This window comes from Alcaligenes parafaecalis, from assembly GCF_026344135.1.
GTDB classification, from domain to species: Bacteria; Pseudomonadota; Gammaproteobacteria; order Burkholderiales; family Burkholderiaceae_B; genus Alcaligenes; species Alcaligenes parafaecalis.
This window is the reverse complement of sequence record NZ_JAPKNA010000002.1, coordinates 61196-86819: the sequence shown is the minus strand read 5'-3', so window position 1 is coordinate 86819 and position 25624 is coordinate 61196. Positions and strand designations below refer to the sequence as shown.

General features: G+C 57.0%; 25 protein-coding genes and 1 pseudogene. 9 read left to right on the top strand and 17 right to left on the bottom strand.

All coding sequences use genetic code 11. The features are described from left to right. Positions 1-2 precede the first annotated feature (2 nt). From OSH09_RS07355 to OSH09_RS07340, 4 genes are all read right to left on the bottom strand, one after another. Positions 3-266, bottom strand: a complete 264-nt coding sequence (locus tag OSH09_RS07355) for an FmdB family zinc ribbon protein (protein WP_222669116.1) — start codon at positions 264-266, stop codon at positions 3-5. 204 nt (positions 267-470) lie between these two features. Then, positions 471-1730 (bottom strand): putative Na+/H+ antiporter, encoded by a 1260-nt coding sequence (locus OSH09_RS07350; protein WP_266120601.1) that lies wholly within the window; start codon positions 1728-1730, stop codon positions 471-473. A 43-nt stretch (positions 1731-1773) separates the two neighbouring features. Continuing rightward, entirely contained in the window at positions 1774-2718 is a 945-nt protein-coding gene (gene ubiA, locus OSH09_RS07345) for a 4-hydroxybenzoate octaprenyltransferase (RefSeq protein ID WP_207872553.1), read from the bottom strand. A gap of 210 nt (positions 2719-2928) precedes the next feature. Continuing rightward, on the bottom strand, positions 2929-4125 hold the full coding sequence (locus tag OSH09_RS07340; protein WP_207872554.1) for an aminotransferase-like domain-containing protein: 1197 nt from the start codon (positions 4123-4125) through the stop codon (positions 2929-2931). Positions 4126-4421: 296 nt separating this feature from the next. Here OSH09_RS07340 and OSH09_RS07335 point away from each other — a divergent pair, with 296 nt between their 5' ends. Genes OSH09_RS07335 through OSH09_RS07325 form a run of 3 tightly spaced genes read left to right on the top strand, consistent with a single transcriptional unit; the run spans position 4422 to position 7679 of the window. Further along, on the top strand, positions 4422-5027 hold the full coding sequence (locus tag OSH09_RS07335; protein ID WP_266120600.1) for a HutD/Ves family protein: 606 nt from the start codon (positions 4422-4424) through the stop codon (positions 5025-5027). A 4-nt stretch (positions 5028-5031) separates the two neighbouring features. Continuing rightward, positions 5032-6261 carry an imidazolonepropionase gene (hutI, locus tag OSH09_RS07330; RefSeq protein ID WP_266120599.1) on the top strand — a complete coding sequence of 410 codons (1230 nt, stop codon included), beginning with the start codon at positions 5032-5034 and terminating at the stop codon, positions 6259-6261. Next, on the top strand, positions 6258-7679 hold the full coding sequence (locus OSH09_RS07325) for a formimidoylglutamate deiminase (protein WP_266120598.1): 1422 nt from the start codon (positions 6258-6260) through the stop codon (positions 7677-7679). The genes hutI and OSH09_RS07325 overlap by 4 nt, the downstream gene beginning before the upstream one ends. Before the next feature lie 10 nt (positions 7680-7689). On the opposite strand, the gene OSH09_RS07320 is transcribed toward OSH09_RS07325, so the two are convergent. The 4 genes and pseudogenes from OSH09_RS07320 to hutU form a co-directional block, all read right to left on the bottom strand. After that, positions 7690-7992, bottom strand: a complete 303-nt coding sequence (locus OSH09_RS07320) for a helix-turn-helix domain-containing protein (RefSeq protein ID WP_035269706.1) — start codon at positions 7990-7992, stop codon at positions 7690-7692. Beyond that, positions 7979-8359 (bottom strand): annotated as a pseudogene (locus OSH09_RS07315) (type II toxin-antitoxin system RelE/ParE family toxin); the annotation flags it as partial. The gene OSH09_RS07320 and the pseudogene OSH09_RS07315, both read right to left, overlap by 14 nt. 395 nt (positions 8360-8754) lie before the next feature. Further along, positions 8755-10290, bottom strand: coding sequence for a histidine ammonia-lyase (gene hutH, locus OSH09_RS07310; RefSeq protein ID WP_266120597.1), 1536 nt, complete (start codon positions 10288-10290; stop codon positions 8755-8757). A gap of 17 nt (positions 10291-10307) precedes the next feature. Continuing rightward, positions 10308-12038, bottom strand: a complete 1731-nt coding sequence (gene hutU, locus OSH09_RS07305) for a urocanate hydratase (protein WP_266120596.1) — start codon at positions 12036-12038, stop codon at positions 10308-10310. 192 nt (positions 12039-12230) lie between these two features. On the opposite strand from hutU, the gene hutC reads away from it, so the two are divergent. Both hutC and OSH09_RS07295 read left to right on the top strand, forming a co-directional pair. Continuing rightward, positions 12231-12962, top strand: coding sequence for a histidine utilization repressor (gene hutC, locus OSH09_RS07300; protein WP_207872559.1), 732 nt, complete (start codon positions 12231-12233; stop codon positions 12960-12962). Positions 12963-12975: 13 nt separating this feature from the next. Further along, the gene (locus OSH09_RS07295) at positions 12976-13809 is read left to right on the top strand and encodes an aminoglycoside phosphotransferase family protein (RefSeq protein ID WP_266120595.1); all 834 of its coding nucleotides are present in this window, start codon (positions 12976-12978) and stop codon (positions 13807-13809) included. 17 nt (positions 13810-13826) lie between these two features. Here OSH09_RS07295 and OSH09_RS07290 read toward each other — a convergent pair whose 3' ends face one another. After that, positions 13827-14681 carry a helix-turn-helix domain-containing protein gene (locus tag OSH09_RS07290; protein WP_266120594.1) on the bottom strand — a complete coding sequence of 285 codons (855 nt, stop codon included), beginning with the start codon at positions 14679-14681 and terminating at the stop codon, positions 13827-13829. Between the two features lie 133 nt (positions 14682-14814). On the opposite strand from OSH09_RS07290, the gene OSH09_RS07285 reads away from it, so the two are divergent. Further along, complete coding sequence (locus OSH09_RS07285) at positions 14815-15369, top strand: GNAT family N-acetyltransferase (protein WP_207872562.1); 555 nt, start codon at positions 14815-14817, stop codon at positions 15367-15369. A gap of 125 nt (positions 15370-15494) precedes the next feature. Here OSH09_RS07285 and OSH09_RS07280 read toward each other — a convergent pair whose 3' ends face one another. After that, positions 15495-17006, bottom strand: a complete 1512-nt coding sequence (locus OSH09_RS07280) for an MFS transporter (RefSeq protein ID WP_266120593.1) — start codon at positions 17004-17006, stop codon at positions 15495-15497. Between the two features lie 169 nt (positions 17007-17175). Between OSH09_RS07280 and OSH09_RS07275 the strand changes: the two genes are divergently transcribed. Continuing rightward, positions 17176-18057 (top strand): LysR family transcriptional regulator, encoded by an 882-nt coding sequence (locus OSH09_RS07275; RefSeq protein ID WP_266120951.1) that lies wholly within the window; start codon positions 17176-17178, stop codon positions 18055-18057. 43 nt (positions 18058-18100) lie between these two features. On the opposite strand, the gene OSH09_RS07270 is transcribed toward OSH09_RS07275, so the two are convergent. The 5 genes from OSH09_RS07270 to OSH09_RS07250 all read right to left on the bottom strand — a co-directional run bounded on the left by OSH09_RS07270 (position 18101) and on the right by OSH09_RS07250 (position 21869). Beyond that, positions 18101-18955: an arylamine N-acetyltransferase family protein gene (locus OSH09_RS07270; RefSeq protein WP_266120592.1), complete on the bottom strand. Its 855-nt coding sequence runs from the start codon at positions 18953-18955 to the stop codon at positions 18101-18103. Between the two features lie 157 nt (positions 18956-19112). Beyond that, positions 19113-19433: a thioredoxin gene (gene trxA, locus OSH09_RS07265; RefSeq protein WP_207872565.1), complete on the bottom strand. Its 321-nt coding sequence runs from the start codon at positions 19431-19433 to the stop codon at positions 19113-19115. A 78-nt stretch (positions 19434-19511) separates the two neighbouring features. Continuing rightward, complete coding sequence (locus OSH09_RS07260) at positions 19512-20048, bottom strand: GNAT family N-acetyltransferase (protein WP_266120591.1); 537 nt, start codon at positions 20046-20048, stop codon at positions 19512-19514. A 113-nt stretch (positions 20049-20161) separates the two neighbouring features. Then, positions 20162-21349 carry an MFS transporter gene (locus OSH09_RS07255; RefSeq protein ID WP_266120590.1) on the bottom strand — a complete coding sequence of 396 codons (1188 nt, stop codon included), beginning with the start codon at positions 21347-21349 and terminating at the stop codon, positions 20162-20164. Between the two features lie 28 nt (positions 21350-21377). Further along, positions 21378-21869, bottom strand: coding sequence for a DUF2938 domain-containing protein (locus tag OSH09_RS07250; RefSeq protein WP_266120589.1), 492 nt, complete (start codon positions 21867-21869; stop codon positions 21378-21380). Between the two features lie 80 nt (positions 21870-21949). Here OSH09_RS07250 and OSH09_RS07245 point away from each other — a divergent pair, with 80 nt between their 5' ends. After that, the gene (locus tag OSH09_RS07245) at positions 21950-22393 is read left to right on the top strand and encodes a helix-turn-helix domain-containing protein (RefSeq protein WP_266120588.1); all 444 of its coding nucleotides are present in this window, start codon (positions 21950-21952) and stop codon (positions 22391-22393) included. A 319-nt stretch (positions 22394-22712) separates the two neighbouring features. Continuing rightward, the gene (gene cml, locus OSH09_RS07240) at positions 22713-23912 is read left to right on the top strand and encodes a CmlA/FloR family chloramphenicol efflux MFS transporter (RefSeq protein ID WP_266120587.1); all 1200 of its coding nucleotides are present in this window, start codon (positions 22713-22715) and stop codon (positions 23910-23912) included. 180 nt (positions 23913-24092) lie between these two features. Here the strand turns inward: cml and OSH09_RS07235 are convergent, their stop codons facing one another. Both OSH09_RS07235 and OSH09_RS07230 read right to left on the bottom strand, forming a co-directional pair. Then, positions 24093-24569, bottom strand: coding sequence for a GNAT family N-acetyltransferase (locus OSH09_RS07235; RefSeq protein ID WP_266120586.1), 477 nt, complete (start codon positions 24567-24569; stop codon positions 24093-24095). Between the two features lie 18 nt (positions 24570-24587). Beyond that, complete coding sequence (locus tag OSH09_RS07230; RefSeq protein WP_266120585.1) at positions 24588-25619, bottom strand: LLM class oxidoreductase; 1032 nt, start codon at positions 25617-25619, stop codon at positions 24588-24590. Between the last annotated feature and the right edge of the window lie 5 nt (positions 25620-25624).

Here is a 25624-nt window from a genome sequence, read left to right as displayed (position 1 = left end):
TCTTAGCTGGATGATGAGGACGAAGGTGTCGTCGAAGGCGCGGGCGTGGACGTAGAGCCACTCTCCGCAGACTTGCTGCCACCCTGATTACGAAAATCCGTTACATACCAGCCCGTACCCTTGAGCTGGAATCCAGCCGCCGTTACCTGTTTGGTAAAGGTAGGCTGTTTACATTCTGGACAGACCTCTAAAACCGGGTCCGACATTTTTTGCAGCACATCTTTTTCGTATTGGCACGAGCTGCATTTATACGCATAGATAGGCACGACTCATCCTAACAAAAAGCCGAAACAAACTTCGAGATATCAATAAGTAGGGTCGAAACCAGCCAATTTCAAGCCGGAGACCCGCTCAAGCGGAACCTGCAAAGGGTTCCCAGGGGCGCTTCTGCCGTGATTTTAGCCCTTTTGGCGTTCAATCGCACTGAACTTCGCCCCAGCCAGACAGGCCGCCTATGGCGGCCATCCGGTTCAGATCAAAAACAGGCAGGCGGCGACCAGGGTCGGCACAGCGGCACTCATCAACAAACGCAAGGGCGAAATCGCACCGTCCGGGAAACTACCTTTCAGAATGGAGAAGCCAGCGGGGTTAGGCGCATTGGCAATCACGGTCAGGCCACCGCCGGTAACAGCACCGGCCACCAGCATGTAGCGCCAGATATCCGAGGTGCCTTCGACCAGCGAACCCAGATAGGTCAGTGCCGCATTGTCGGTCACCGCTGTCAGAGCCGTTGCGCCCCAGAACAGCACGGTGGGCGACAAACCACCCAGCAGATCCTGCAGCCACCATTTTTGCAGGCCGCCCAGCACCACCAGACCGGCCAGGAAGAAACCAACCATCAGGCCTTCACGCACCAGCAGCGGGTTCTGGTAATGCTTGTAAGAGTGGGCGTAGCCAATAAACAGCATTAACAAGGCCATGAACACGATGGGGTGATGCGCACCCAGCACAATCGCCACCAGAAAGGCCACATGAATCACCATGACGGTAATCGGCACTGCGCGTTGAGCTTGTTTTTCTTCGGGCATGCCCTGCCCCATTTCCAGCAAGGCTTTACGACAAATCAGTGTCACCAGACTGGCATTGATCACAACGGCCAGAACAGCCCGCCAGCCGAAATGAGTGGACATGTAAGCGGTATCCCAACCAAACGTGCTGGCTACCATCAGCACGGGCGGTGCCGCGTAGGCCGTCAACACACCGCCAATGGACACGTTCACAAACAGCACGCCCACAGTCAGGTACTTGAAACCAGCATGGCCCTGGTGGCGGAAGTAGGCTTTGCGCAGCAACAAGGCGGCCAGGGTCATGGCAGCAGGTTCGGTAATCAAAGAACCGGCCAAGGGCACGACTGACATGGTAATCAGATAGGTGGAAATCTTGTCCGGCATGGGCAAAGCACGTGCCAGGACCGATACCGTCTTGTTTACCAGCTCAAGAATAGGACGGCTGGCGGCAACCACCATGATCGCGAACACGAACATGGGTTCGGTAAAGTTGCGCCCTTCCAGGTATTCAATCGCTGATTTCAGATCCACAAAAACGGCCATATAGGCCACCAGCACACAGGCCCAGACGCCAAACACGGCCTCGACCTCGGACAACATGTGCCACAACCCGGCATGGCTGCCGCCTTTATTAGCCAAACGTGCAAACACCGGAACCGAGAAGGTGTGGACGATGGCAATGGCAAACAGCGCCGTTGCAACGTACTCAAGAGGAGAGGCCATTCTTCAAACCTTTATAGCTTTACGTAAATTGCTTGAATGCGTATCAAGCCAGACTGATGGTGCCTGCCAAAGCGGCCACCACCAGCAAAACACCAACCCAGATGTTGGCACGGAAAAGGCGCAAGCCTCGTTCGGGATAGCGCACATCAAAATGCCGCATCTGCCACAGCAGATGCATGCCAATGACGGCCATCACCACGTAATACAGAATCCGCTCGTTAAGCAGAAAACCGCCCACCAGCCAGCAGGCCATGGCGGCTATGTAAAAACCGCTGATCCAGGTTTTGCCTGCCTCGCGGAAACGCAGGGCCGTGGAGTGCAGGCCCAGCTTGGTATCGTCAGCCACATCGATATAGGCATAGATGGAGTCATAGCCCACCTGCCATAGAATCGCGCCCACCCACATCAGAATGGCGCCAAAAGGCACCACATTCTGCGTGTCGGACCAGGCCATCAGCATGCCCCAGTTAAAGCAGATTCCCAGGACCACTTGCGGCCAGTAGGTGAAACGCTTGCACAGGGGGTAGATCATTACAACGGGAAACAGGGCCAATGCCAGCCAGCGGCTGTACTCATTGATCGCCAGCAGCAGCAAGGCACACACGGCCATCTGCGCCAGCACGAAGATCACGGCCTTGCGCATGGTGAGCTGCCCGCTGGTCAGCGGCCGAAAGCGGGTGCGCTCGACCTGGTGGTCGAAATTGCGGTCCGCCATATCGTTAAAGCAGCAGCCAATACCGCGCATCAACAAGGCGCCCAGCGAAAAAATCACGATCCGCCATAAAGTGGGGATGCCGTCCGCCGCCTGCACCAGGGCCGCCAAGGCAGGCAGCAAGGTCAACCAGGTGCCTACGGGACGGTCCAGGCGGCACAAGCGCGCATAAGGTCCCCAGGAAGCAGGCAGATAGCGGGCCACCCAATCATTGTTGGGGCGCATATCAGACAGATCAGGACGCGGGGAAGATTCCGAAGCGGATGGAGATGTCATAGAGGTAAAACCTAAATCCAGGCGTCAGGCCATAGACTGAAAACAGGCATACCCTCTGGCAGAGGGTATGCAGTGGATTCCTGGAACCTGTTCATGCTCTTGGAGCAAGAGGCGCTGGCTTGGTCGGCTCTGAAAACCACAGCGCTGGCCAAGCCAGCGCATGAAAAGCGCAGACCAGTCAGTCTGCGCCCATTGCCTGCCAAACAGCCATCAGGCTTCTTTGATGAGTTTACCCAAGATGGCGATGCCTTCGCGAATTTTTTCCTCGGGAACCGTCGCAAAGCTCAGGCGCAAGGTGTTGCGCTGAACGTCGTCACCGGCGTAGAAAGGCTCGCCAGGAACAAAGGCCACCAGATTTTCAATGGCTTTTTGCAGCAGGGCCGTGGCATTCACATGCTCGGGCAAGGTCACCCAAATGAACATGCCGCCTTCGGGGCGAGTCCACTGAGCCGTATCCGGGAAGTGCTGATCCATCGCATCCAGCATGATGGCGCACTGTTTTTGGTAAATATCACGCACTTTGGGCAGGTGCTTGTCCAGGAAACCGTTATGTACGGCTTCGTAAACAGCCATCTGCGTCAGTGTGGAGGTGTGCAAGTCCGTGGCCTGCTTGATCTGCACCAGTTTGTCGATGATCTTGGCGGGCGCCACGATGTAACCCAGACGCAGGCCGGGAGCCAGAACCTTGGAGAAAGTGCCCAGACGGATAACCGTAGCACCCGCCTTGCGGCCCAAGGACAGCAGGCTAGGCAGACGCTCGCCCGCGTAACGCAGTTCACCGTAAGGATCGTCCTCGACGATAGGGATATGCGCAGCCGCACATCGCTCCACCAGATCCTGACGACGCTCCAAAGGCAGGCGCAGGCCGGTAGGGTTCTGGAAGTTGGGCAGTGCGTACAGCAGACGGGCACCCATCGCTTCAGGGGCAGACACGTATTCAGGAATCATGCCCTGACCGTCGGTAGGGATAGCCACAAAGGAAGGATCGTAGACGGACAAGGCCTGCAACGCACCCAGATAGGTTGGAGATTCAACCAGCACCTTGCTGCCTTCGTCGATGAACAGCTTGCCCAGCATGTCCAGGGCTTGCTGCGAACCGTTCACCAGCAGGATTTCGTCGGCGTGGACAGCGGCACCTTCGGCGCTCATCTGCTCGGCCAACCACTGACGCAAGGGCAAGTAGCCTTCGGTGGTGGTGTATTGCAGCGCCACACGACCCTGCTCGCTCAGTACCTTGTTGAACGCACTCTGCATTTCCTCGACAGGAAAGCCGACTGGAGTAGGCAGACCGCCCGCAAAGGAAATAATCTCGGGACGCGCAGTGACCTTGAGAATTTCACGAATTGCGGAGCCACTCAGTTTCTGGGCACGTTGGGAAAAGGTAAAAGACTGCGAGAGGGTATCCATGATTCGGGGAAGTCCTGAAGAAGAACGATTAAATACTTCATATGCAAACTTTTATAGCTTGCAATAAATAACGCAGGATGCCGAAAAAACCAGGCATCCTGCACCTTTGAATGAATTATGACTCGGGTTTATTAGCGTATACCTTGCCACCAAGCGGCTTGCAGCGCAAGTAGCCCAAGGGTTTGTGCTCGGGATTTACCCTGAAAAAGCGGCCTGCCCTTCCAGGCAATCGTCGCGCTTTGTCTATACTCCGCTATTGTATATACAATTAAAAATCCGCCCGGAGCCATGCCACCATGAGCCAGCCCCACCCTGCCACTTTGCTTCGCCTGCTGAACATCAGCAGCCTGCCCGAGCAGCCCTGGAAAAATGGTGGCGGCACCACGCGTGAAGTGCTGTGCTATCCGGCCAAGGCGGGATACGAGAACTTTGACTGGCGTATCAGCCTGGCCCAAGTCCGGACCCCCGGCGATTTCTCCCGCTTTCCGGGCATCGATCGGCACATCATACTGATCGAAGGCGACAGCATGCCCTTGATACACGAAAAACAAATTCATGTACTGCACCCGTTCCAGCCCTACCGCTTTGCGGGCGAGGACAAGATGGCTTGTTTGTTACCACAAGGCCCGACTCGGGATATGAACTTGATGCTGCGCCGAGGGCGCGCCCAAGGGTGCTTGCAAGCCTGGCAAGGGCGAAGTGCCCCCGAAACACTGGCCGCTGGCACGCACTTTCTATATGCACCGCAAGGCGGCTACCGCATCCAGTCCGGCACGTACAACTGGACCCTGGCCGCCGGACAAGCCCTGACGGGGAGCACACAGAGTCCCCTGCCCCTGGAACTTCAGGCAGACTGTGCCGATGCTGTACTGGTCTACGCCTATATCGTCCCCACGGAATGAAATGATGAGCTACACACTCTGGACTGATTTACGCCTGGCCCCCAACGCCGACCCTGAACGGATCATTGAGGACGCTTGTCTGGTCGAACAAGCAGGCCGCATCGCCTGGATGGGCCACCGTCACACCTTGCCTGCCCAATGGCAACAGCCTGCACAAGAGCACAAGCTGGGAAATCGCTGGGTCACCCCCGGCCTGATCGACTGCCACACTCATCTGGTTTACGGCGATAACCGCGCTCAGGAATTTGCCCTGCGGCTGGCGGGTGCCTCCTATGAAGAAATTGCCCGCCAAGGTGGCGGCATTGTCTCTTCGGTTAAAGCCACCCGGTCCTTGAGCGAGGACGAGCTGCTGGCCCAGACCCTGCGCCGTCTGGATGCCTTGCTGGACGAAGGTGTCACCGCCATAGAAATCAAGTCCGGCTACGGCCTGAACCTAGAGAGCGAGCGCAAGATGCTGCGTGTGGCCCGTCGTCTGGGTGAGTTGCGCCCGGTCACGGTGCGCACCACCTTTTTAGGCGCTCATGCCCTGCCCCCTGAGTTTGCCGGGCAAACCGATGCCTATCTGGATCTGGTCTGTGATCACATGCTGCCCACGCTGGCACAAGAAGGGCTGATCGATGCCGTTGACGTCTTTTGCGAGCGTATCGCCTTTGATTTGAAGCAGTCCGAGCGTGTCTTGAAAGCAGCCCAAGACCTGGACCTACCCGTCAAAATGCACGCCGAGCAGCTTTCCAACCTGGGCGGTACGGAAATGGCGGCACGCTACCACGCCCTGTCTACCGACCATCTGGAATATCTGGATGAAGCGGGCATCATTGCCATGAAGAAAGCCGGAACCGTCGCCGTCCTGCTGCCCGGTGCGTACTACTTCCTGCGTGAAACCCAGCTCCCCCCTATCGAACTACTGCGTAAACATGGCGTGCCTATGGTCTTGTCCACCGATAGCAACCCCGGCACCTCCCCCTGTGCGTCCCTGCTGCTGATGCTGAACATGGGCAGCACGCTGTTCAAACTGACCGTACCCGAAGCACTGGCGGGAGTGACCCGTCACGCCGCCCAAGCCCTGGGCGCCCCGGACATTAGCGGTGAGCTGACCGTAGGCGCACGCGCCGACTTTGTCGCCTGGGACATCGAGTCCCTGCCCGAACTGGTTTACTGGCTGGGCCTGCCGCGCTGTGCTCTGGTTGTGTATCAAGGCAAAATCAGCCGTGATCTGCGTAAGGAATCATCATGAGCATCCCCCGGCCACATGACGCACTCTGGGCCCCCTGGATCTATCTGGACGGTCAATGGCAGGCCAATGTGTTGCTGCGCTGGGACCAGCGCGGCACGCTGACAGACGTTCAGCCCGAAGCCAGCCAGCAGAATATAGACACGGCAGGCTCCGTCCACACAGCGCGGGGCGCCGTGCTGCCCGGCATGCCCAATCTGCATTCACATGCATTCCAAAGCGCTATGGCTGGGCTGACTGAATTCCGGGGACAGGGCCAGGACAGTTTCTGGAGCTGGCGCGACCTGATGTACCGCTTCGCCGCCCGACTGGAGCCTGAGCATATGTACGCTATCGCTCAATGGCTTTATATACAGATGCTCAAAGCGGGCTACACCAGCGTGTGCGAATTCCACTATCTGCATCACCAGCGCGATGGCCAGAACTACGACCCGATTGGCCTGTTGGCCCAAGGCGTCCTGGATGCCGCCAGTTCCAGCGGACTGGCAATCACCATGCTGCCCGTGCTGTACCAATACAGCGACTTCGGCAGCAAAGCACCGCGTCAGGATCAACAGCGCTTTCTGAACAGCCCCACGCAGTTGCTGTACTTGCTTGAGTCCTTGCACAGCAGCCATCCCTTGAATACTGACCGGCGTTATGGCGTCGCACCACACTCCCTGCGCGCCGCCAATGTCGGAGCCATCAATACTCTGATCGACGGCCTGCACAGCCTGCCCTCGCGCCACCCTATCCATATCCACATTGCCGAACAAATGGCCGAAGTCCTGGCTTGCCAAAATATCAAAGGCAGCCGCCCGGTGGCCTATCTGTATGACAACTTTAATGTGGACGAGCGCTGGTGTCTGATTCACGCCACCCATATCAACGAGCAGGAGCGCCAGCAAATTGCCCGTAGCGGCGCAGTTGCGGGCTTGTGTCTGACGACCGAAGCGAATCTGGGCGATGGCCTGTTCCCCGCCGCCACCTTTCTGGCTGAACAAGGACGCATGGGTATAGGTTCGGACAGCCATATCTGCGTGGACTGGCGCGCTGAACTGCGCTTGCTGGAATATGGTCAACGATTGATCAGCCAGCAACGTAATGTGCTGGCTTCGTCCAAACAGCCTTTTGTGGCGGACTACTTGTTTGATACCTGCGCACGCGGTGGCGCACAGGCGTCCGGACGAGCCAGCGGGCAACTTAGCCCCGGCTATCAGGCGGATTTCATGGTGATTGATCTGGAGCACCCCAGTCTGGCGGGGCTGGATAGCCAGCACTGGCTCTCTGCTCTGGTCTTTTCAGAACGCGCCCACGCCAACCCGATTCGGGATGTATTCGTCAGCGGGAAAGCCTGCATTGCGGACGGCCATCATCCGCAGGAAGAAGTGGCATTTGCAGCTTATCAACAAGCATTGAGTAGTCTACTGAACAAGGCTTAGGTACAAAAAATCAGATAATGGCCTGTAAGCCCTTGTCGGCAATAATGTTCAGCAGCTTGAGCGCCGGGCCGGTAGGATGGGTTTCACCTTGCTCCCACTTGCGTATAGTCGATGCCGTGGTATGCAAATAAAGCGCAAATACCGGTTGGCTGAACTTCAAGCCTTCTCGCAGCCGCTTGATGTCGGCTGCATCGAACTCCCGAACTGGCGGCGGACAAATCGCGTCAAACTCGCGCATCGTCACCTTGCCGATCGCTCCTGCCTCCTGGAGCGCCGCCAGGTCGCCGCGTAGCGATTCGATGATCTTGCTCACAATGCACCTCCAATAACACGTCAGCCTGCAATGCATTAAACAAGGCTTCAGGGGACAAGCCCAAGAACACCTTACCGACAAATTGCAGCGCTTTCTTCTCATCCTGCGTGATGTTCCCCTTGTCGCTCTTGGAGAACCCATGCAAGAACACATAACGGCTACCTATTCTGGCCGAAAGCAAGCTGCGATAGCCGCCGCTTTTGCCACCACCAGGGCGAGCTACCCGCTTCTTGTATAAGGCGCCCCCCAAGTCCACATCGATCAAACCGCTTTCCATCTCCCGAACTGCCTTGCACAAGGCAATATCGGGCAGCTTCTCGGCCGCCTGCCATCGCGCAAAGTCTTTGCGCTTGAGAACGCACGTCATATCGACCTCCAAACTATACCCGTATCGGATACACTTATCAATCTCTCGCCGTTGAACGACCGATTCACCACCCGCTCAGCCGCATCCCACGCCTCGTTATGAACATAGCGCATACCCATCTCCACAGCCATGTGACTTGTGAGCTTTATATCCATCTTGATTGGCACGCCTCAGTTGGCAATACAGGTCATCGCTCGATAGCGGATACCGTGCCTGCCTACGTATGGGACGCAGCAGCAGCAGCCGTAGCATTCAGCGTGGACTTGTGTCGGCAGGGTGTAGTCCAGCGAAATGCAATGCTGGAGTCGTCGTGAAGCAAAAAAATCCCCGGCTTGGTGATCCAGGCCAGGGACAAGTTCGTGGAGACAAAAACAATCAGCAGTACTTCATGAAAACTAGAACAGATCAGCCGCCGTCGCCGCCAGACTTTCATCCAGCACCAGGGCTTTCAGGGCCTCGATATCGGGAGCCAGATAACGGTCCTGATCGTAGAAAGGCACGGCCTGACGAATCGCGTCCTGCACCTTCTTTAAACGCACAGAAGTCAGCAGAGGTGCATGGAAATCAATGCCCTGTGCCGCGCACAGCAATTCAATGGCCACAATCGCGGCTGTGTTCTGCGCCATGTCTTCTAGCCTGCGCGCCGCAAAGGTTGCCATGCTGACGTGATCTTCCTGGTTAGCCGACGTCGGCAGACTATCCACACTGGCAGGATGTGCCAGCGACTTGTTTTCCGAGGCCAACGCCGCCGCCGTCACATGGGCAATCATGAAGCCCGAGTTCAAACCTGCGGACGGGACCAGAAACGGAGGCAAGCCGGAAATACTGGCGTCGATCAGCAAGGCCACTCGGCGCTCTGCTAATGCACCAATTTCCGCAATCGCCAGAGCCAAACCATCGGCAGCGAACGCCACTGGCTCGGCATGGAAGTTACCGCCGGAGATCACCTGATCTGGCTCGCCGTTCTGACCGGGGAACACCAGGGGGTTATCCGTAACGGCATTGGCTTCGGTCAGCAAAGTACGTTCGTTTTGCGTGATCAGATCCTGAATTGCACCCATGACCTGGGGCTGGCAACGCAAGCTGTACGGGTCCTGCACCTTGTTGTCGTTATCGCGATGCGACTGACGAATCTGGCTGCCTGCCAGCAATTCCCGATACAGGCGTGCGGCGTAAATCTGCCCTGGCTGTCCACGCACTTCATGGATGCGCGCATCAAAAGGAGCATCACTGCCTTTGGCGGCGTCCACACTCAAGGCACCGGCCAGAATCGCATTGCGGAACAAGGTCTGGGTGCGGAACAGGCCGTTCAGCGCCAGGGCTGTAGACACTTGCGTGCCATTGATCAGCGCCAGCCCTTCTTTGGCCGCCAGCACAATCGGGGTGATACCCGCCTTGGCCAAAGCCTGCTGGGCAGGCATCCATTCGCCCTGCCACTTGGCTTGCCCCTCCCCGATCAGCGTCAGCGTCATGTGCGACAAAGGTGCCAGATCCCCCGAGGCTCCCACCGACCCCTTGGACGGAATGAACGGCACCACACCGGCATTCAGGATATCCAGCAAAGTCGTGACCACATGCGAGCGTATGCCCGAAAAGCCCCGCGCCAGACTGGCAATCTTCATGGCCATGATCAGCCGTGCCACCGCATCGGAAACCGGCTCGCCCACACCCACGGAGTGGGACAAAATCAGGTTCTTTTGCAGTTGCTCCAGATCGTGATCAGGAATGCGTTGCTGGGCCAACTTGCCAAAGCCGGTATTGATGCCATAGGCCGGATTACCTTCACGGATGATCTTGGCGACAATGGCCGAAGACGCATCCATCGCCCCAATCGCCTCGGGCGGCAGAGTCAGAACAGCCGGTTCCTGCCAGATCTGGCGTAGCTGTGCCAAAGTCAGTGCGCCGGGAGAAAGCTCGATACTCTTGCTCATCATTCTGTCCTGTTTTCTTATTTGATCATGGGCAGTGTCAGCCCGAAATTCTTGGCGGTTTGAATCGCCAGCTCGTAGCCTGCATCAGCATGACGCATCACACCACTGGCGCAATCGTTAATCAAGACCCGCTCCAGACGAGCGTCGGCTTGCTCGCTACCGTCAGCCACAATCACCATGCCTGCGTGCTGGCTGTAGCCCATGCCGACCCCACCCCCGTGGTGCAGCGATACCCAACTGGCTCCGCCTGCGGTATTTAACAGAGCATTCAACAACGGCCAGTCCGACACGGCATCCGTGCCGTCACGCATGCTTTCAGTCTCGCGGTTGGGGCTGGCCACCGAGCCGGTATCCAGATGGTCGCGGCCAATCACAATGGGCGCTTTCAGCTCGCCGTTGCGCACCATCTCGTTAAAGGCCAAACCGGCGCGGTGACGCTCGCCCAGACCCAGCCAGCAAATTCGGGCGGGCAGCCCCTGGAAGGCAATACGTTCCTGCGCCATATCCAGCCAGCGATGCACGTGTTCGTTGTCCGGGAACAGCTCTTTGATTTTTTGATCTGTTTTGTAAATATCTTCCGGGTCGCCCGACAAGGCCACCCAGCGGAACGGACCTTTGCCCTCGCAGAACAAGGGGCGAATATAGGCGGGGACAAAACCCGGAAAGTCGAAGGCGTTTGCCAGGCCTTCATCCAAGGCTACTTGTCGAATGTTATTTCCATAGTCCACGACCGGAATACCCATTTTCTGGAAATCCAGCATGGCTTGTACATGCACCACGCAAGATTTGGCAGCCGCTTGCTGAATACGAGCATGTTGAGCGAGATCTTGCTGCGCGGCTTGCCACTGTTCTACCGTCCATCCCGAAGGCAAATAGCCATTAAGCAAATCATGGGCGGAGGTCTGGTCTGTGACCAGATCAGGTTTCAAGCCACCGGCCTGCGCGCGTCGCACCAGTTCAGGCAGCACATCAGCCGCATTACCCAGCAAACCAATCGACACAGCTTCTTTGGCAGCCGTGTGTTGAGCAATCAGCTCCAGCGCATGGTCCAGGTCACGCGCCTGTTTATCCAGATAGCGAGTCTGCAAGCGAAAGTCGATACTGCTTTGCTTGCACTCAATGGTCAGCGATACCGCTCCAGCAAAGGTCGCGGCCAAGGGCTGCGCACCGCCCATGCCACCCAGCCCCGCCGTCAAAATCCAGCGCCCGGCCAACGAACCACCAAAATGCTGGCGGCCTGCTTCGGCAAAGGTTTCGTACGTGCCCTGCACAATGCCCTGGCTACCGATATAGATCCAGCTACCTGCCGTCATCTGCCCGTACATGAACAGACCGGCCTGATCCAACTCGTGAAATTTCTCCCAATTGGCCCATTTGGGCACCAGATTGGAGTTAGCCAACAGCACACGCGGCGCATCACTATGCGTACGAAACACCCCCACCGGCTTGCCAGACTGAATCAGCAACGTCTGGTCATCTTCCAGTTCCCGCAGGCTGGCCAAAATCTGGTCGAAACACTCCCAGTTCCGGGCTGCACGCCCGATACCGCCGTACACCACCAGATGCTGGGGATTTTCCGCCACGGCCGGGTCCAGATTGTTCTGAATCATGCGGTAAGCCGCTTCGGCCACCCAGTTCTTGCAACTGAGCGTTGTGCCCGTCGGGGCATGAACCTGCCGACTGGCATCAAAACGAGGGTCTTGGCTGGCCGCCGAGGGGTGATGATCAGGCATGGTGCTGTCCTCCATCTGAGGTGTCTCTGGATACGCGCTGGTTCTATCTGGCAGGCTGTTTCCACACCGTAAAGGCAGGTTCAAGCGCCGACAAAACAACGGTTTTCTTGTAAGCTCATGCCAATGTATAGTCATTTGCATTAGTTGTCTATACATATACAGGAAAGCGCTGCGGACGGTGTCCGTCCCCTATAGGAAAGCACAAGAATGGATGCCCCCCTGACGAGTCCTTCGTCCTCCGAATCGGCCCTGCCCGCCTATCTGCAAATCAAGAATTTTGTGCTGGAAAAAATCCAGTCCGGGCAATGGCGTGAAGGCGACCTGATTCCCACTGAGCTGGCTTTATGCGAGCAGTTTGGCGTCTCGCGCATGACGGTCAACCGCGCCCTGCGCGAGCTGACTAATGATGATCTGCTTGTCCGCATCAAAGGCTCGGGCACCTACGTGGCACAGCCCAAATTCCAGTCCACGCTGATCGAGATACGCAGCATCGCGCAGGATATACGGGAGCGTGGCCATCAACATAGCTGTCAGGTGCTGAGCATGGAGCGTCTGCACGCCAGTCCCGCCCAGGCGCGGCTATATGGCATTGCACCCGGCGCGGCCTTGTTCCATTCCATTATTGTTCATGCTGAAAACGGCTTGCCCATTCAGTACGAAGATCGTCTTGTGGATGCGCAAATGGCTCCGGACTATCTGGAGCAGGACTGGAACCAGATCACGCCTAATGAATATCTGGTGCGGGTTGCGCCCCTGCCTACCGGTTTTTACAGCATCGAGGTTCTCGTCCCGCCCGCCGGAATCGCGCAGGCATTGCAGATGAAAGAGCAGCAGCCCTGTTTGGTGATGGACCGCCGCACTTTTTCCAGCGATCAGTTCACCACCCATGCCCGCTTATGGCACCCGGGGGATCGTTATAAATTCACGGGACGGATGTAAGAATCACTCGCCCATGCATCCAAACCCAGACTCCTATTTGCAAGACTGGAACCTCTTGCCTGACGGCCCCTCCATTGAAACCGGCAATGCAGTCTTGCTTCCGGTGCAATGGCGTGGTCAGGCGGCCATGTTGAAGGTCTCTACCTCACCCGAAGAAATCCAGGGCTACGATCTGCTGGAATGGTGGCAAGGCCAGAGTGCCGCCAAGGTACTGGCCCGCGCACACCATGCCTTATTGATGGAACGCGCTACCGGGACGCGCAGTCTGGCGGCCTTATGCCATGCGGGTCAGGATGAGCAAGCCAGCCGCATTATTTGCAATGTCGTCGCCCAATTGCATCAAGCGTCGTCCACACAAGAGAACACGCACACACATCGTCCCCCTCCCCACACGCTGACCCCGCTGCAAGACTGGTTTCAACCGCTCAATCAGGTCGATATTCGCCTGCACCCTATCTTGCCTGGCGCCCGCCAGACAATGCGGGAACTGCTGGCTGAGCCCCGCGATAGAGTTTGCCTGCACGGCGATATTCATCATCACAATATTCTGGATTTTGGGCCTCGCGGCTGGCTGGCAATCGACCCTAAAGGCTTGATCGGGGAACGTACTTTTGACTACGCCAATCTGCTCTGCAACCCGGATGCGCAAACAGCTATCCATGCAGATCGATTCCTGGCGCGGGTGAACACCGTTGCGCAGCACGCCCAGCTAGACAGACGCAGGCTACTGCAATGGGTTCTGGCCTGGTGCGGCCTATCGGCCACCTGGCATTTTGAGGATGAGTCGGACCCCACTATTGCGCTACAAGTCGCCACGATGGCAGCCCACGCCTTAACGGCGATCTGAACCCGACCTGACCCTTCTTAATCCGGCCCACCCTCTGCCTGCTCGCTCTTGCGATAGCGAGTCAGCGACAGTCCGGTATGACGCTTGAAGTAGCGGCACAGATAAGACGGATCTTCAAAATTAAGCTGATCGGCAATCTGCCCGATTGCCAACTGGCTGTAGGAAAGCAGCGCTTTGATCTCCAGGATCACCTGTCTGTCGATCAAGGCTTTAGGGCTGTCGTTAAACAACTCTTTGCTCAGTTGCGACAGATAAAAAGGTGTGATGTTGAGCGCATCTGCATAGAACTTCACATCGCGATGCTCCCTGCACTGCTGACCAATCAATTCCCAGAACCGCCAACTGATCATCTCCTTGCGGCTGAACTGCTGGCTACCCTGATATTCCGTCGGAATCTGCTCGGCAATCCTCAAAAAGAAGTTCTGCAACTGATTGCGCAGCATGATGGGCTGATACAGCGTGCGAACGCGCACAATCTCGCGCATCTGCACAAGCCAAGCAGCCAGCAAGGCCTTGTCTTTCTGCGGTGGTGTACACAAGGGATGGTCATGCAAGAACACAAACAAGGGATTGGGCAACTGATAAGCCACTTCAGCCGCAAACTCCTTGGGCATCAACAAGAAAAACACCTTGAAACCACGGGATCGCCGTTTCAGCAGCGCAATCGTATCTTCCGCCAGCACCAGCACATCATCACGCTGCACAATCTGGTCCTTGAAATTCAGGCTGAGCAGCGCACGGCCCGAGACGCAAATCATCAAGGTCATATAGGCATGGCCAAAAGACAGGGGCATCCCCACGCCTTCGGCCAGCGTTGTCTCGCCAGTTAGCAGCCCCTCTTTAGCGCTGAATAATTGTGGAATGTGATGCATGCTCTGTATGGCCTCCGCCACCCCGCAGAAATAAGCCGGACTTTCCAAAAGTACCGAAACTACCAAGGTACTGCTCTGTTCCCTGACCCTGCCAGGTTCTATTCTGTTTCCTACTTAATTGTGAGTACAGAAAATGAAACTTCAAACAGAAAGACTGATTTTACGCCCTTGGCAGGACAGCGACGCCGAGGATTTATATGAATACGCCAAGGACGAGCGTGTGGGCCCGATTGCTGGTTGGCCCAGCCATACCAGTGTTGAGGAAAGTGCCGAGATTATCCGCACAGTTTTCAATATGCCCGAAGTCTACGCCGTCGTGCATAAGGACAATGGCCGGGCAGTAGGCTGCATTGGCATCCTGATCGGCAAAAACAGCAACTTCGAGATCAGCGAGGAAGAAGGCGAAATTGCCTACTGGATTGGCGTCCCGTACTGGGGCCAGGGCTTGATTCCCGAAGCCGTACGCGAGGTGATGCGACACGCTTTTGAAACCATCAAGCTGAAAGCGCTGTGGTGCGGTTACTTTGCCAACAATGCTCAATCCCAGATTGCGCAGACCAAGTGTGGCTTTCGCCATCATCACACCGAGGAAAACAAGTACAACCAGTTCCTGCAAGACTATCGGACTGAACACATCAGCCGCATTACTGCCCAGGAATGGCTGGCCTTGCCCAAACAACAGGCTTGAACGCAGGCCTTGAACCCACACCCACGCCGCCGCTCTGGGTGTAGAACAGCCCCAAAACTGGATTCCTGTCCAGACTTTTGGGGCTGTTCACCTTTGAGATCAAGGCCTCTTCAGACCTGGCTGACTCAAGCGGTCTGCAAGGCGCGCTTGGGCTGTCTTAACAAGAGGAAAAGCAGGCCTGCAATCAAGGCGGCCAGCACCGCCAATGCGTGTAGAACCGTCAAGAATGAAGCGGCATAGCTCTTGGCCAATTGCGCCTCCAGCCCCGGCAATTGCTGGGCAGCCAATTGTAATTCACCCAAAGCAGCCCGGCCTGCGGCTTCCAATACCGCCTCTTGCGTGAACAGGCTCGCATCCACGCTTATGCGCTGCTGGATCAAGGTTGCCAACAACACACTGACCACGGCAATCGCCACGCCATCTGCAGAAATCCGCACCGTATTAAAAATACCCGTCGCCATGCCGACTCGATCCGGGCTGACTACACTGACCGCCATCCCATCCATCAAGCCCCAAGGCAAACCAATCCCGATACCGATCAGCAGCAAGGGCCAATGCAAGGCCTGGCCGCCCCCTGCTTCAAAGCCCTGCGCCAGAGACCACAGACCAGCCGCCACCAGAAGCAAACCCACGCTGGATAAGGTGCCTGCCGTCAACCAGCGCGTCAGCAAGGCCGCCAGAAATGGCACCACCAACAAGGGTGCGGCCAGCCACACCATCATCTGCCCGGCCTGCAAGGCCCCATAGCCATCAATACCAATAAAACGACCCGGCAAAATCACAATCAGCACGATGAACAAGAAAGCCGGAGCAGCGGCCAAGGCCTGTACACCGACAAAGCCTGGATCGCGGAAAAAACTTAAATCAATCATGGGCTGGGCCACACGATGCTCTATGCCGATGAAGCTCGCAAACGCCAAGACCGCCGCCACTAATGCCGCCAGCACCCAAGTATCAGACCAGCCCCGCTCCGGGATCAGCAACATGCCGTAGGTAAACAGGCCCAGAGCCAGCGTGAAGCTGATGGCACCTGGCCAATCCAAGGCGCCTTGCGAACCGCCCTGACTTGGCGAGGTGCTGATAAAAACCAGCAACAAACCCACAACACCCAAGGCCCCGGTGGCATAGAACACGCCTTGCCATTCAAGCGCCTCCACAATCCAGCCAAAGAACCAGGGGCCGAAAGACAGGCCCAGGCCAAACGACGTGCCAAGCAAGCTGAAGGCACGCGCACGGGCACGCCCTTCAAACAAGGGGGCCAGGGAAGACATGGCAGCCGCAAAGGCCGCGGCACCGCCCAGACCTTGCAGCAAGCGCAGGATATCAATCCAGAATACGGACGGCATCAAAGGAATGGCCAGGGTGAAGACGCAAAACCACGCCAGGCCCAAGAGCCAGATGCGGCGCTGCCCGTAAATATCAGTCAGGCTGCCCGACACCATCATGGCTCCGCCATAACTCAGAATGTAGGCGTTCATGATCCAGCTCAGTTGCGCGGCGCTACCCCCTAATTGCGCGCTAATGGACGACAGCACCACCGCCGGTCCGGTAAAGCACAGAGGGATCAATAAAGCCGTTAAACAGGCAGACAATAACTGCAGCCGACGCAGGGTCGGCAAGGAAAAATGGGAAAACATGGTTCTCGTTGGCTACTAAAGCACTGATGCCCGACAGAGGTGAGCACAGAATGAAATACCCGCCTGATGAGCGGTCGATTTCAAGAGCTTAAGCGCCACCGTCACAAAGAAAAATACACTACAGTTATTAATACTTAGGAAATAAATTCTTAAATAGGTCGGCACCATGATGGAAAATCTAAGCAATATCGGCTTGTTTGTACGAGTCGCCGAACGCCTGAGCTTCTCGGCCGTGGCCCGCGAATCCGGCCTTTCCCCCTCTACCGTCGGCAAAGCCATCGCCCGCCTGGAAGAGCGCCTGAAAGTGCGCCTGTTTCACCGCAGCACCCGCACTCTGGCCCTGACTGCCGATGGCAAAATCTTTCTGGAACGCTGCCGCCGCATTCTGAGTGAAATTGAAGCAGCGGAACTGGAGATGTCCCAGGCCAGCCAGATGCCACGCGGCACCTTGCGTATCAGCCTGCCGCGCTACAGCGGCCTGTTTCAGCAGGCCATTACCCTTTTCATGCAGCGTTACCCTGCCGTGGAACTGGACTTGGACTTTTCAGACCGCCTGGTCGATGTGATTGGCGAAGGCTTTGACGCCGCCATTCGCGCCAGCGCCTTGCGTGACTCCGGCCTGATGCGCCGTCGTCTGGGGACGTTCAGCCGTGTCCTGGCTGCCTCGCCCGACTACTTGCAAGCCCATGGCCGCCCCCTGCAGGCCAAGGATCTGCAACACCACGCCTGCCTGCACTACCGTTTTCCGAACACTGGACGGCTGGAGCAATGGCCGCTGGCTGATACGCAGGACATGCCGGATCTACCTCGAACCCTGGTCTGCAACAGTGTGGAAATGCGAGTGCATTTAGCCTTGCAAGGCCAGGGCATTGCATGCCTGCCCGATTTCACGGTTGGAGAGCATTTAAGCAGCGGACAGCTACAAACCATTCTGGATGACGACACCCACAATACCGTGCCACTGTGGATTGTCTGGCCTGCCAGCCGCAACCTGTCACCCAAGCTGCGCGCCTTTATTGACTGCATGCACAGTACCGTGCTGAAGGCTTAAACGGGGCGACGCCCAGCCGCGTTCAGCAAACCGGCCGACAGCCTTAACCCCCTGTCAGTTCAGCAGCAGCCGTTTGAGGCTGGCTGACGCACTGGAACAGATCCGCCGCTTCTTCAGGGCTTAATTGCAGGCCCAATCGCGTCTGCAAACACGCTGCCCACGCTGCGGCATCCGTGTATTGATGTCGCTCAGAAAGCCCCGCATTGTCCCGCCGCGTATACGTGTCATTGACCATCAGCTCGCGCACGCCCGGCTGGATACGACTGATCAACAAGCTATTGAGAAAGACCGACTGCGGATAGGTCGAGGTATACCAATTCCCGATTTCAAAATCGATCTGTGATGCCGGAGCCAAGGTGTAGTGATACACCGTCTGCCACCCGCTACGGGTTTCAAACTGCAGGCTCAGTTCCTCGCCCGTCTGCGTAATCCTGTACACGCCATGCGGCGTTGTTTGTGGTGTATCCAGCACAAACTCCAAAGGCGCAGTTTGGGTCGTGGAGCCAAAGGCCACATCCACAAACCAGCTTCGGCCACCCAGATCCACACGCAACAGCATATGGGTCAAGCCGGTTTCCACCTCGGCAGGCACTTGCCAGCGTACGCGGGCAATCAGCGGGGTGACGGTAAAGCCCATGTGCTGCAACACCGCCAGAAACAAGGTGTTGTGCTCAAAGCAATAGCCGCCACGTTGACGCAGGATCAGCTTGTCGACAATGGCCTCCAGATCCAGCGGCACGCTATCGCCCATATAAGGGGCAATATTTTCAAAGGGGATGGCTTGTGGGTGCAGCAGGTGCAGTTGCTGCAAGACCTCCAAGGTCGGCTCCACCGGCCCCTGATAGCCGATACGGGCAAAATAAGGATCAAGAAAAGCGGCTTTTGAAAGGACAGTCATCTGACACCCCCAGCATCACGATTAAGAAACAGAAGGCGGCTCATTCAGCCTGTTGGTACCGGCTAAACGGCCGCCCCCACCTGTCTTGTAACAGGAGAGCCGGATCTGCTACCCCACTGACACCCCATTGCCAGCAGCGCAGCAGATCCTTAGTGGCTCAAACGGTGTGCTGACTGACAAAGTTCGCCAAATTCTGTTTGGGAACTGCGCCAACCAAGCGATCAATCACCATGCCGTCCTTGAACAGCAAAACCGTAGGGATACTCTGGACGCCATAGCGCGTCGCCAAATCAGGCGACTTGTCCAGATCCACCTCACCAAACTGGGCCTGATCCTGCATGTCTTCGGACAGAGCAGTAAAGATCGGGGCCATCACGCGGCAAGGGCCACACCATTGCGCCCAGAAGCGCACGGCATACACATGGGATGCCTGGCCCAGCTCGGCATCAAAATTGTCGTTATTAAGTGTCTTGAGCATGAATGAAGACTCCAAAAAAGTAAGAACGGTATCGGCTGCGATGGACAGTGGCGGTGTCATGCCAGCCCAGCACGATCATCAGACAGGCAGACGGCGTCCCAGCAATTGACCGGGCCAGTCTTCTACCTGAAAAGTGGCCAGACGCTCATAGCCACACGATTCATAAAAACGCACTAAAGCACCGGTGCCGCCGCCATAGCAGTCCACACGCAACTGCTGTACGCCCGCACGACGCGCCTGGCCTTCGGCAAAATCCAGCAAACTGCGGCCTAAACCGCGAGCCTGTAGATCACGAGAGCTGATCAGGACACGCACATAGACCTCTGGCTCGTTTGCGGGGGGCACATAGGGCATGGCCTCGCCCAGAATCAAGGCACCCTGCACACGGCCTGCCTGATCTTCTGCCACCCAGGCCCCGGGCAAAGCACACGCTTCGCTGATCCGTGCAATCTGATGCGGCTGATTCGACCAGGCTTCTGTACCCCATTGCCCCTGATTCTCTATTTCCCCAAACCAGGCAATGGCTTCATCAAACAGGGCGAGCACGGCCGCCACATCGTGTTGGGTAGCCCGACGTATCAGCCATTGCTCCATATAGACCCCGATTCTGTTCATTGCTTTACTCCTGACTCTATTCATGACCCCGGTAAACAGACACAGCGGCGCTGTGCTGCTACAGAAGGGTTTCAAGTACCCAAGCTGGCATGGGCGGGAACACTATCTACCAATCAAGCCCGGACCGGGCGACGGCTTAGTTTTGCATCCAGAAAAGCCAGCCCCAGCGAGATCAGCGCAATGATGACACCCACCCAGGCAACCGAGGCCAGGTTGTAGCCCAGGCTGATCGGAATACCAGCCAGCAAAGGTGCCAGCGTCAAACCAGCCTGAAAGGCCGACGCATTGGTGGCTCCTGCCAACATGGGTGCCTCGGGAGCCAATGCATAAACTCGACCCCACACCGCCGGATTCAACAGGAAGCCCGCCAGCCCCAGCATGCACACCATCGCCACTGTTACCCACCAGGAGGCCGCAAACAAGGCAATCATCACAGAACTGGCGATCAAGCCAACAATCCCCGCCACCAAGGTGCCCAAAGGCTGGCGATCTGCCGTGCGCCCTCCAATCGTCAAACCGATAAAGGCACCCACACCAAACAGAATCAGCACAGCGGGCAACCATTCAGAGTTCAAACCACTGACATCCATCAGCAAGGCGGCGATATAGCCAAACGTGCCCATATACGCGGCCGTCGTGAACATGGTTGTGCCGTACGCCACCCACAAAACAGGGCGCTTCATGGCACGCAGCTCCGTAGCCAGATCAGGGGTTTGTGCATCGCCGGACGTGTGCTTGGGCAAGGCTAACAACACCGCTGCGGCTGAAATCACAGTTACCACGATCACCGCCCAGAAGCCCCCACGCCAGCCGGTCAGCTCACTGATGTATGTCCCGGCCGGGCCACCAAACACCATCGCTACCGTCAGGCCACTGACCACAATGGACAAGGCCTTGGCGCGACGATCAGGAGGCGACAACTGCACGGCCGTGGCTGCGGCCACTGACCAGAAGCAGGCATACGCCACACCCATGCCAAAGCGGGCCAGCAAAATCGACCAATAGCCCTGTGCCAGCAAACTGACCACGGTAGCCACAATAAAAGCTACCTGGCTGAGGAACAAGGCAATACGGCTAGGCCAGCGCAAAGCCAGAATCGCAAAGAGTGGCCCACCAATCAGCGCACCCACCGCAAAGGCGGAAATCAGGGTGCCTGCGGTGGGCAGGGAGATACGCAGATCCTCTGCAATCATGGGCAAGATACCGCCCATCAAAAACTCTGCACTGCCCATGGCAAACAGACTCAGGGCCAGCAGATAAACCGCAGACGGAATGGTCCCGGTGGTTTTAAGACTACTCATGAAAGGTGTCCCAGCAAATTACATCGCCCTAAGCCACTTGCTGGAGCAGCAAAGCGCTAAGGTACATACCCAAACCAAAAATGGCGTGCGTCAGCAAACTGCGCAAACGGTTCGTCCAGGGCGCAGGAGTGCGCGAAGCAGCAACACCTGCACCCATCGCGGGCTGCATCACAAAAAAGGGCATGACTACTGTGACTGTGCCCACAAGAACAGCAGGCAGCCAACGGGGATCTTGCAGCCACGCTGTTCCGTACACCGCGATCAGCAAGAAGGCGAAAGCGATACCCACGGCGTAGTGAATAAACCAGCCCAGCGGAGATTCCCCCGCAATCGGTGCCGCCTTGCCGATATTGCTGTGCGCAATCTGACCGCGCAGCAAGTGCCCGGCCCAGCGGCCCACCATGGCGTAGTTCAACGTGGCAACACCCATCGCCTTTTGAATCAGCCCCCAGATATCCATAAAAATGGTTGCCCCGACCCCGATCAGAATCACGTGTACCCACTCATTCATCGATAACATTGGTAATCCTTTCCGTTGATAAGAACATCGTTTTGAGCAATCATAGAAGTTGAAGTCAACTTCAAGTCAATAGGTGCAAGATGGATATTTCAGAAGTCGCCAAACAGACTGGCTTGCCCTCCTCCACCGTGCGTTATTACGAGAAAGAAGGCTTGATCCGCGCGGTCAGCGCCCCCGGAGAACGGCGACGTTTCACCCCGCAAGTGCTGGATCAACTGGCCCTGATTGCATTAGGTCAGGCGGGCGGACTGTCGCTGGAAGAAATACGCGCCATGCTGCCTCCCGACGGAGCCCCACAGGTAGACAGACAATTGCTGCTGTCCAAGGCCGATCAAATTGACGCCACCATCAAACGCCTGAGTGCCATGAGCGAAGGCCTGCGTCATGCGGCCCACTGCCCGGCCACCAACCACACGCAATGCCCACAATTCCAACGCTTGTTGAAGGCGGCTGCCATCCGCGTCAAAAAGAACAAGACAAGTGGTGCCAGCGAGACAATGGCGCGCATCGCCAAAGCGATGTAAATGCAAAAAACCAACACCTGTCACCACACAGATGCTTGGAAACCCTGGAAAACATCGCCCTATAATGAGCCTTTGTCGCGCGACTTCCTTGCTGCACGCCAACATCGAGCAGCCTCGCGCCAGCCAAAGCGCCAAGCACGAATGTCGACAAACCTTCAACGTATTGATGTGAGGAGCCGTCTTCATGACGAGCACTGAATCAGCAACTGAGTAGGCCGCAACAAGCATTTTTCTTGTTGCGGCGTTCTGTACTTCCAATCCCGCTGATTGCTAACAAACAGACGCCGCCCGATCTCTTTTTTCGAGTGGTAATTTTGTTATGTCTTCCTCACGCTCTTCCTGGGCTTATACGCTGCCAGCCGCCTTGCTGCTGATGGCGCCGTTCGACATCCTCGCCTCCTTGGGGATGGATATTTATCTGCCTGTCGTACCCGTCATGCCCGACCTGTTGGGTACAACTCCGGCCATCATCCAGCTCACCCTTAGCCTGTACATGCTGGTCTTGGGCGCTGGGCAACTGATCTTTGGCCCCCTGTCTGATCGCATTGGCAGACGCCCTGTTTTACTTTGGGGTGCCGCGCTGTTTGTGCTGGCCTCCGCCGCCGCCGCCCTGTCCAGTTCTGCCTGGGTGTTCGTGGGGTTCCGCCTGCTGCAGGCACTGGGGGCATCGGCTACCATCGTGGCCTTGTTTGCCACCGTACGTGATGTCTATGCTGATCGCCCCGAAGGCGTGGTGATCTACAGCATCTTCAGTTCCATCCTGGCCTTTGTTCCCGCCTTGGGGCCTATTGCTGGCGCCTTGATTGCTCAGCTAGGTGGATGGCAAGCCATCTTCCTGACTCTGGCAGGCTTGGGTTTGCTAGCCTGGTTCCATGCGCTCTTCCGATGGCATGAAACCTTGCCCGTCAAAACAGTCCACTCCCCGCAGTCCGCACTGGCGGTATTCAAAAGCCGGGCATTCTGGGTCTATACCTTGGGTTTTTCCACCGGGATGGGGACATTTTTTGTCTATTTCTCCACCGCGCCCCGTGTCCTGATCGGGCAGGCAGGCTATTCAGAAATGCGCTTCAGCCTGGCCTTTGCCAGCGTCGCCTTGGTGATGATTGCGAGCACTCGCCTGTCCAAAACCTTTGTGGCTCGCTGGGGGATTGCGGGGAGCCTGGCACGAGGCATGGCTGTCATCGCCCTTGCCGCCCTGTTGCTGGCAGCAGGCCAGCTCTGGTTTGAGCCGTCCTTTGCCAGCTTTATCGTACCCATGTGGCTGGCTGCCATCGGCATTGTGATGACGGTATCCGTTACCGCCAACGGCGCCCTGGCCGAGTTCAATGATGTCGCCGGTTCAGCGGTTGCTATCTACTTCTGCGTGGAAAGCCTGATCGTCAGCGTGGTCGGCACCTTAGCGGTCACCTTGCTTGACGGGGATACCGCCTGGCCTCTGGTGGTTTTTGCTCTGTTCATGAGCAGTGTGGTCTTGATTGGTTTGGGTCTGCTGAAGGCAGCAAACGAAGGCAAGGGATAGCCATCAAGAAAAAGGGAAAATTTGCGATAAACCTTCCCTTCACTGGCCTCACCTATCAACACTGATTGCACATAATCTCATGTGCGAACTGCGGTGGACCGCAAAACAGGCAAGAGTTCAAATGTCCGTAATATCGGTCCCAAGAGCACTTAAGGACGGTTATTACGGACATTGAATCAGCTAGCTCAAACTCAAGTCATACGTCACCCACGCCGTTGCCTGGGCCATGCCGTCGTAAAGATGCCGCGCCTGGGCATTATCAGCCGCCGTGATCCAGCGCAGAAAAGGCCAACCCTGCGCTTGACCGGCCACAGCGACGGCCTGAATCAGACGACGGCCCAGCCCGCCACCACGCTGTTCAGGAGACACAAACAGATCATCCAGAAAACCGGCGTCCTTGCCCAGCAAAGGCTCCGGAAAAGGACGGTAGTGCGCCAGACCGAACAGCTTTCCATTCACCGTCGCGACTTTACCTTGCAGGGGATGCTGCGCATCCATCAGCCAGGACCAGGTGCGGCCCAGGATCTCCTCATTCATGGGCTCTCTGTAAAACTCGGCATACTGCCGATAAAGCAACTCCCACTCGCCCCGATCCTGAGGCTGCAGATCCCGGATTTCGATACCCTCGGCGACTGACTTTTCCGCATGGCTATTCACGCTTTTGCTCTCCTTTCACTACCACGATGTTGCAAGAACGGGCGGCTCCTGATGCGAGGCAAAATGCGGCAGCACATATTCAGCCAGCTCCTGGATGACTTCCGCCGCAGGCCGCTCCGCAAACTGGATACCCAATGCCGCATGATTCACTCCTGCTGCCTGCCATTGTTCCAGCAAAGTGATCAGGCCCTTGCGCCCGGTACGCAGTGTAAAACCTCCACGCAACGGTGTGCGCGGATAATCGGGGTCGTCCACCAGATCCAGCCACTCGTTAGTCATGTGCGGGCGGAAACCGCCATCAGGAATCCGGGAACGCCACGCCTGGATTTTCGCGGCCAGTCGCTGTGGGCCCAGCGGCGTATGGGTGGCCTCCGGGTAGGTCAGCCAGCCATCAGCCTGTTCCGCAATCCATTGGGGCGATTGCCCCGAAGAGCTGGTGACAATCAAGGGAATAGAGCCATGTACGGGTTTGGGTAGCAGCTCTGCCGTATCAAAACGGCCTAGCGGAGAATCGATATTCAATTGACCCGGCTGCATTAACTGACGGAAATAGCTGACGGCCTGGGCAAAGCGCTCTCCCCTTCGGGCTCGCTCCACCCCATAGGCGGGAAACTCTACCGGTCTGTCCCCGGACGCAATGCCCAACACCAGGCGACCGCCTGACAACTGATCAATGGTGAAAGCCGATTTCGCCAGATCAATGGGATGGCGCAAAGAGAAAATTGTGCTGCCCGTCGCCAAAGCCACACGCTTGGTTCGAGCCGCCAGAAAAGCCAGATAGCTAAAGGGGTCGAAAACCTGCCCCGCATCGCCAAAGCTGGGGTCGTACAAAGGCACATCACGTACCCAGACCGCTGCAAAGTCATGGCGGTCTATGGCCTCTACCAGCTCGGACTGCCCGGCCAGCACGCTCATATCGCCCTGATAAAAGCGCAGCGGTAAAAAGATACCCACCGTCAAACGGTTGGGGGCAAACATGCGGCGATAGCCTGGGTGAGCGGCAAAAGCGGGGAAGGACGCACCTTGAATGGGGGATGCTTGAATCGTCATGGTGT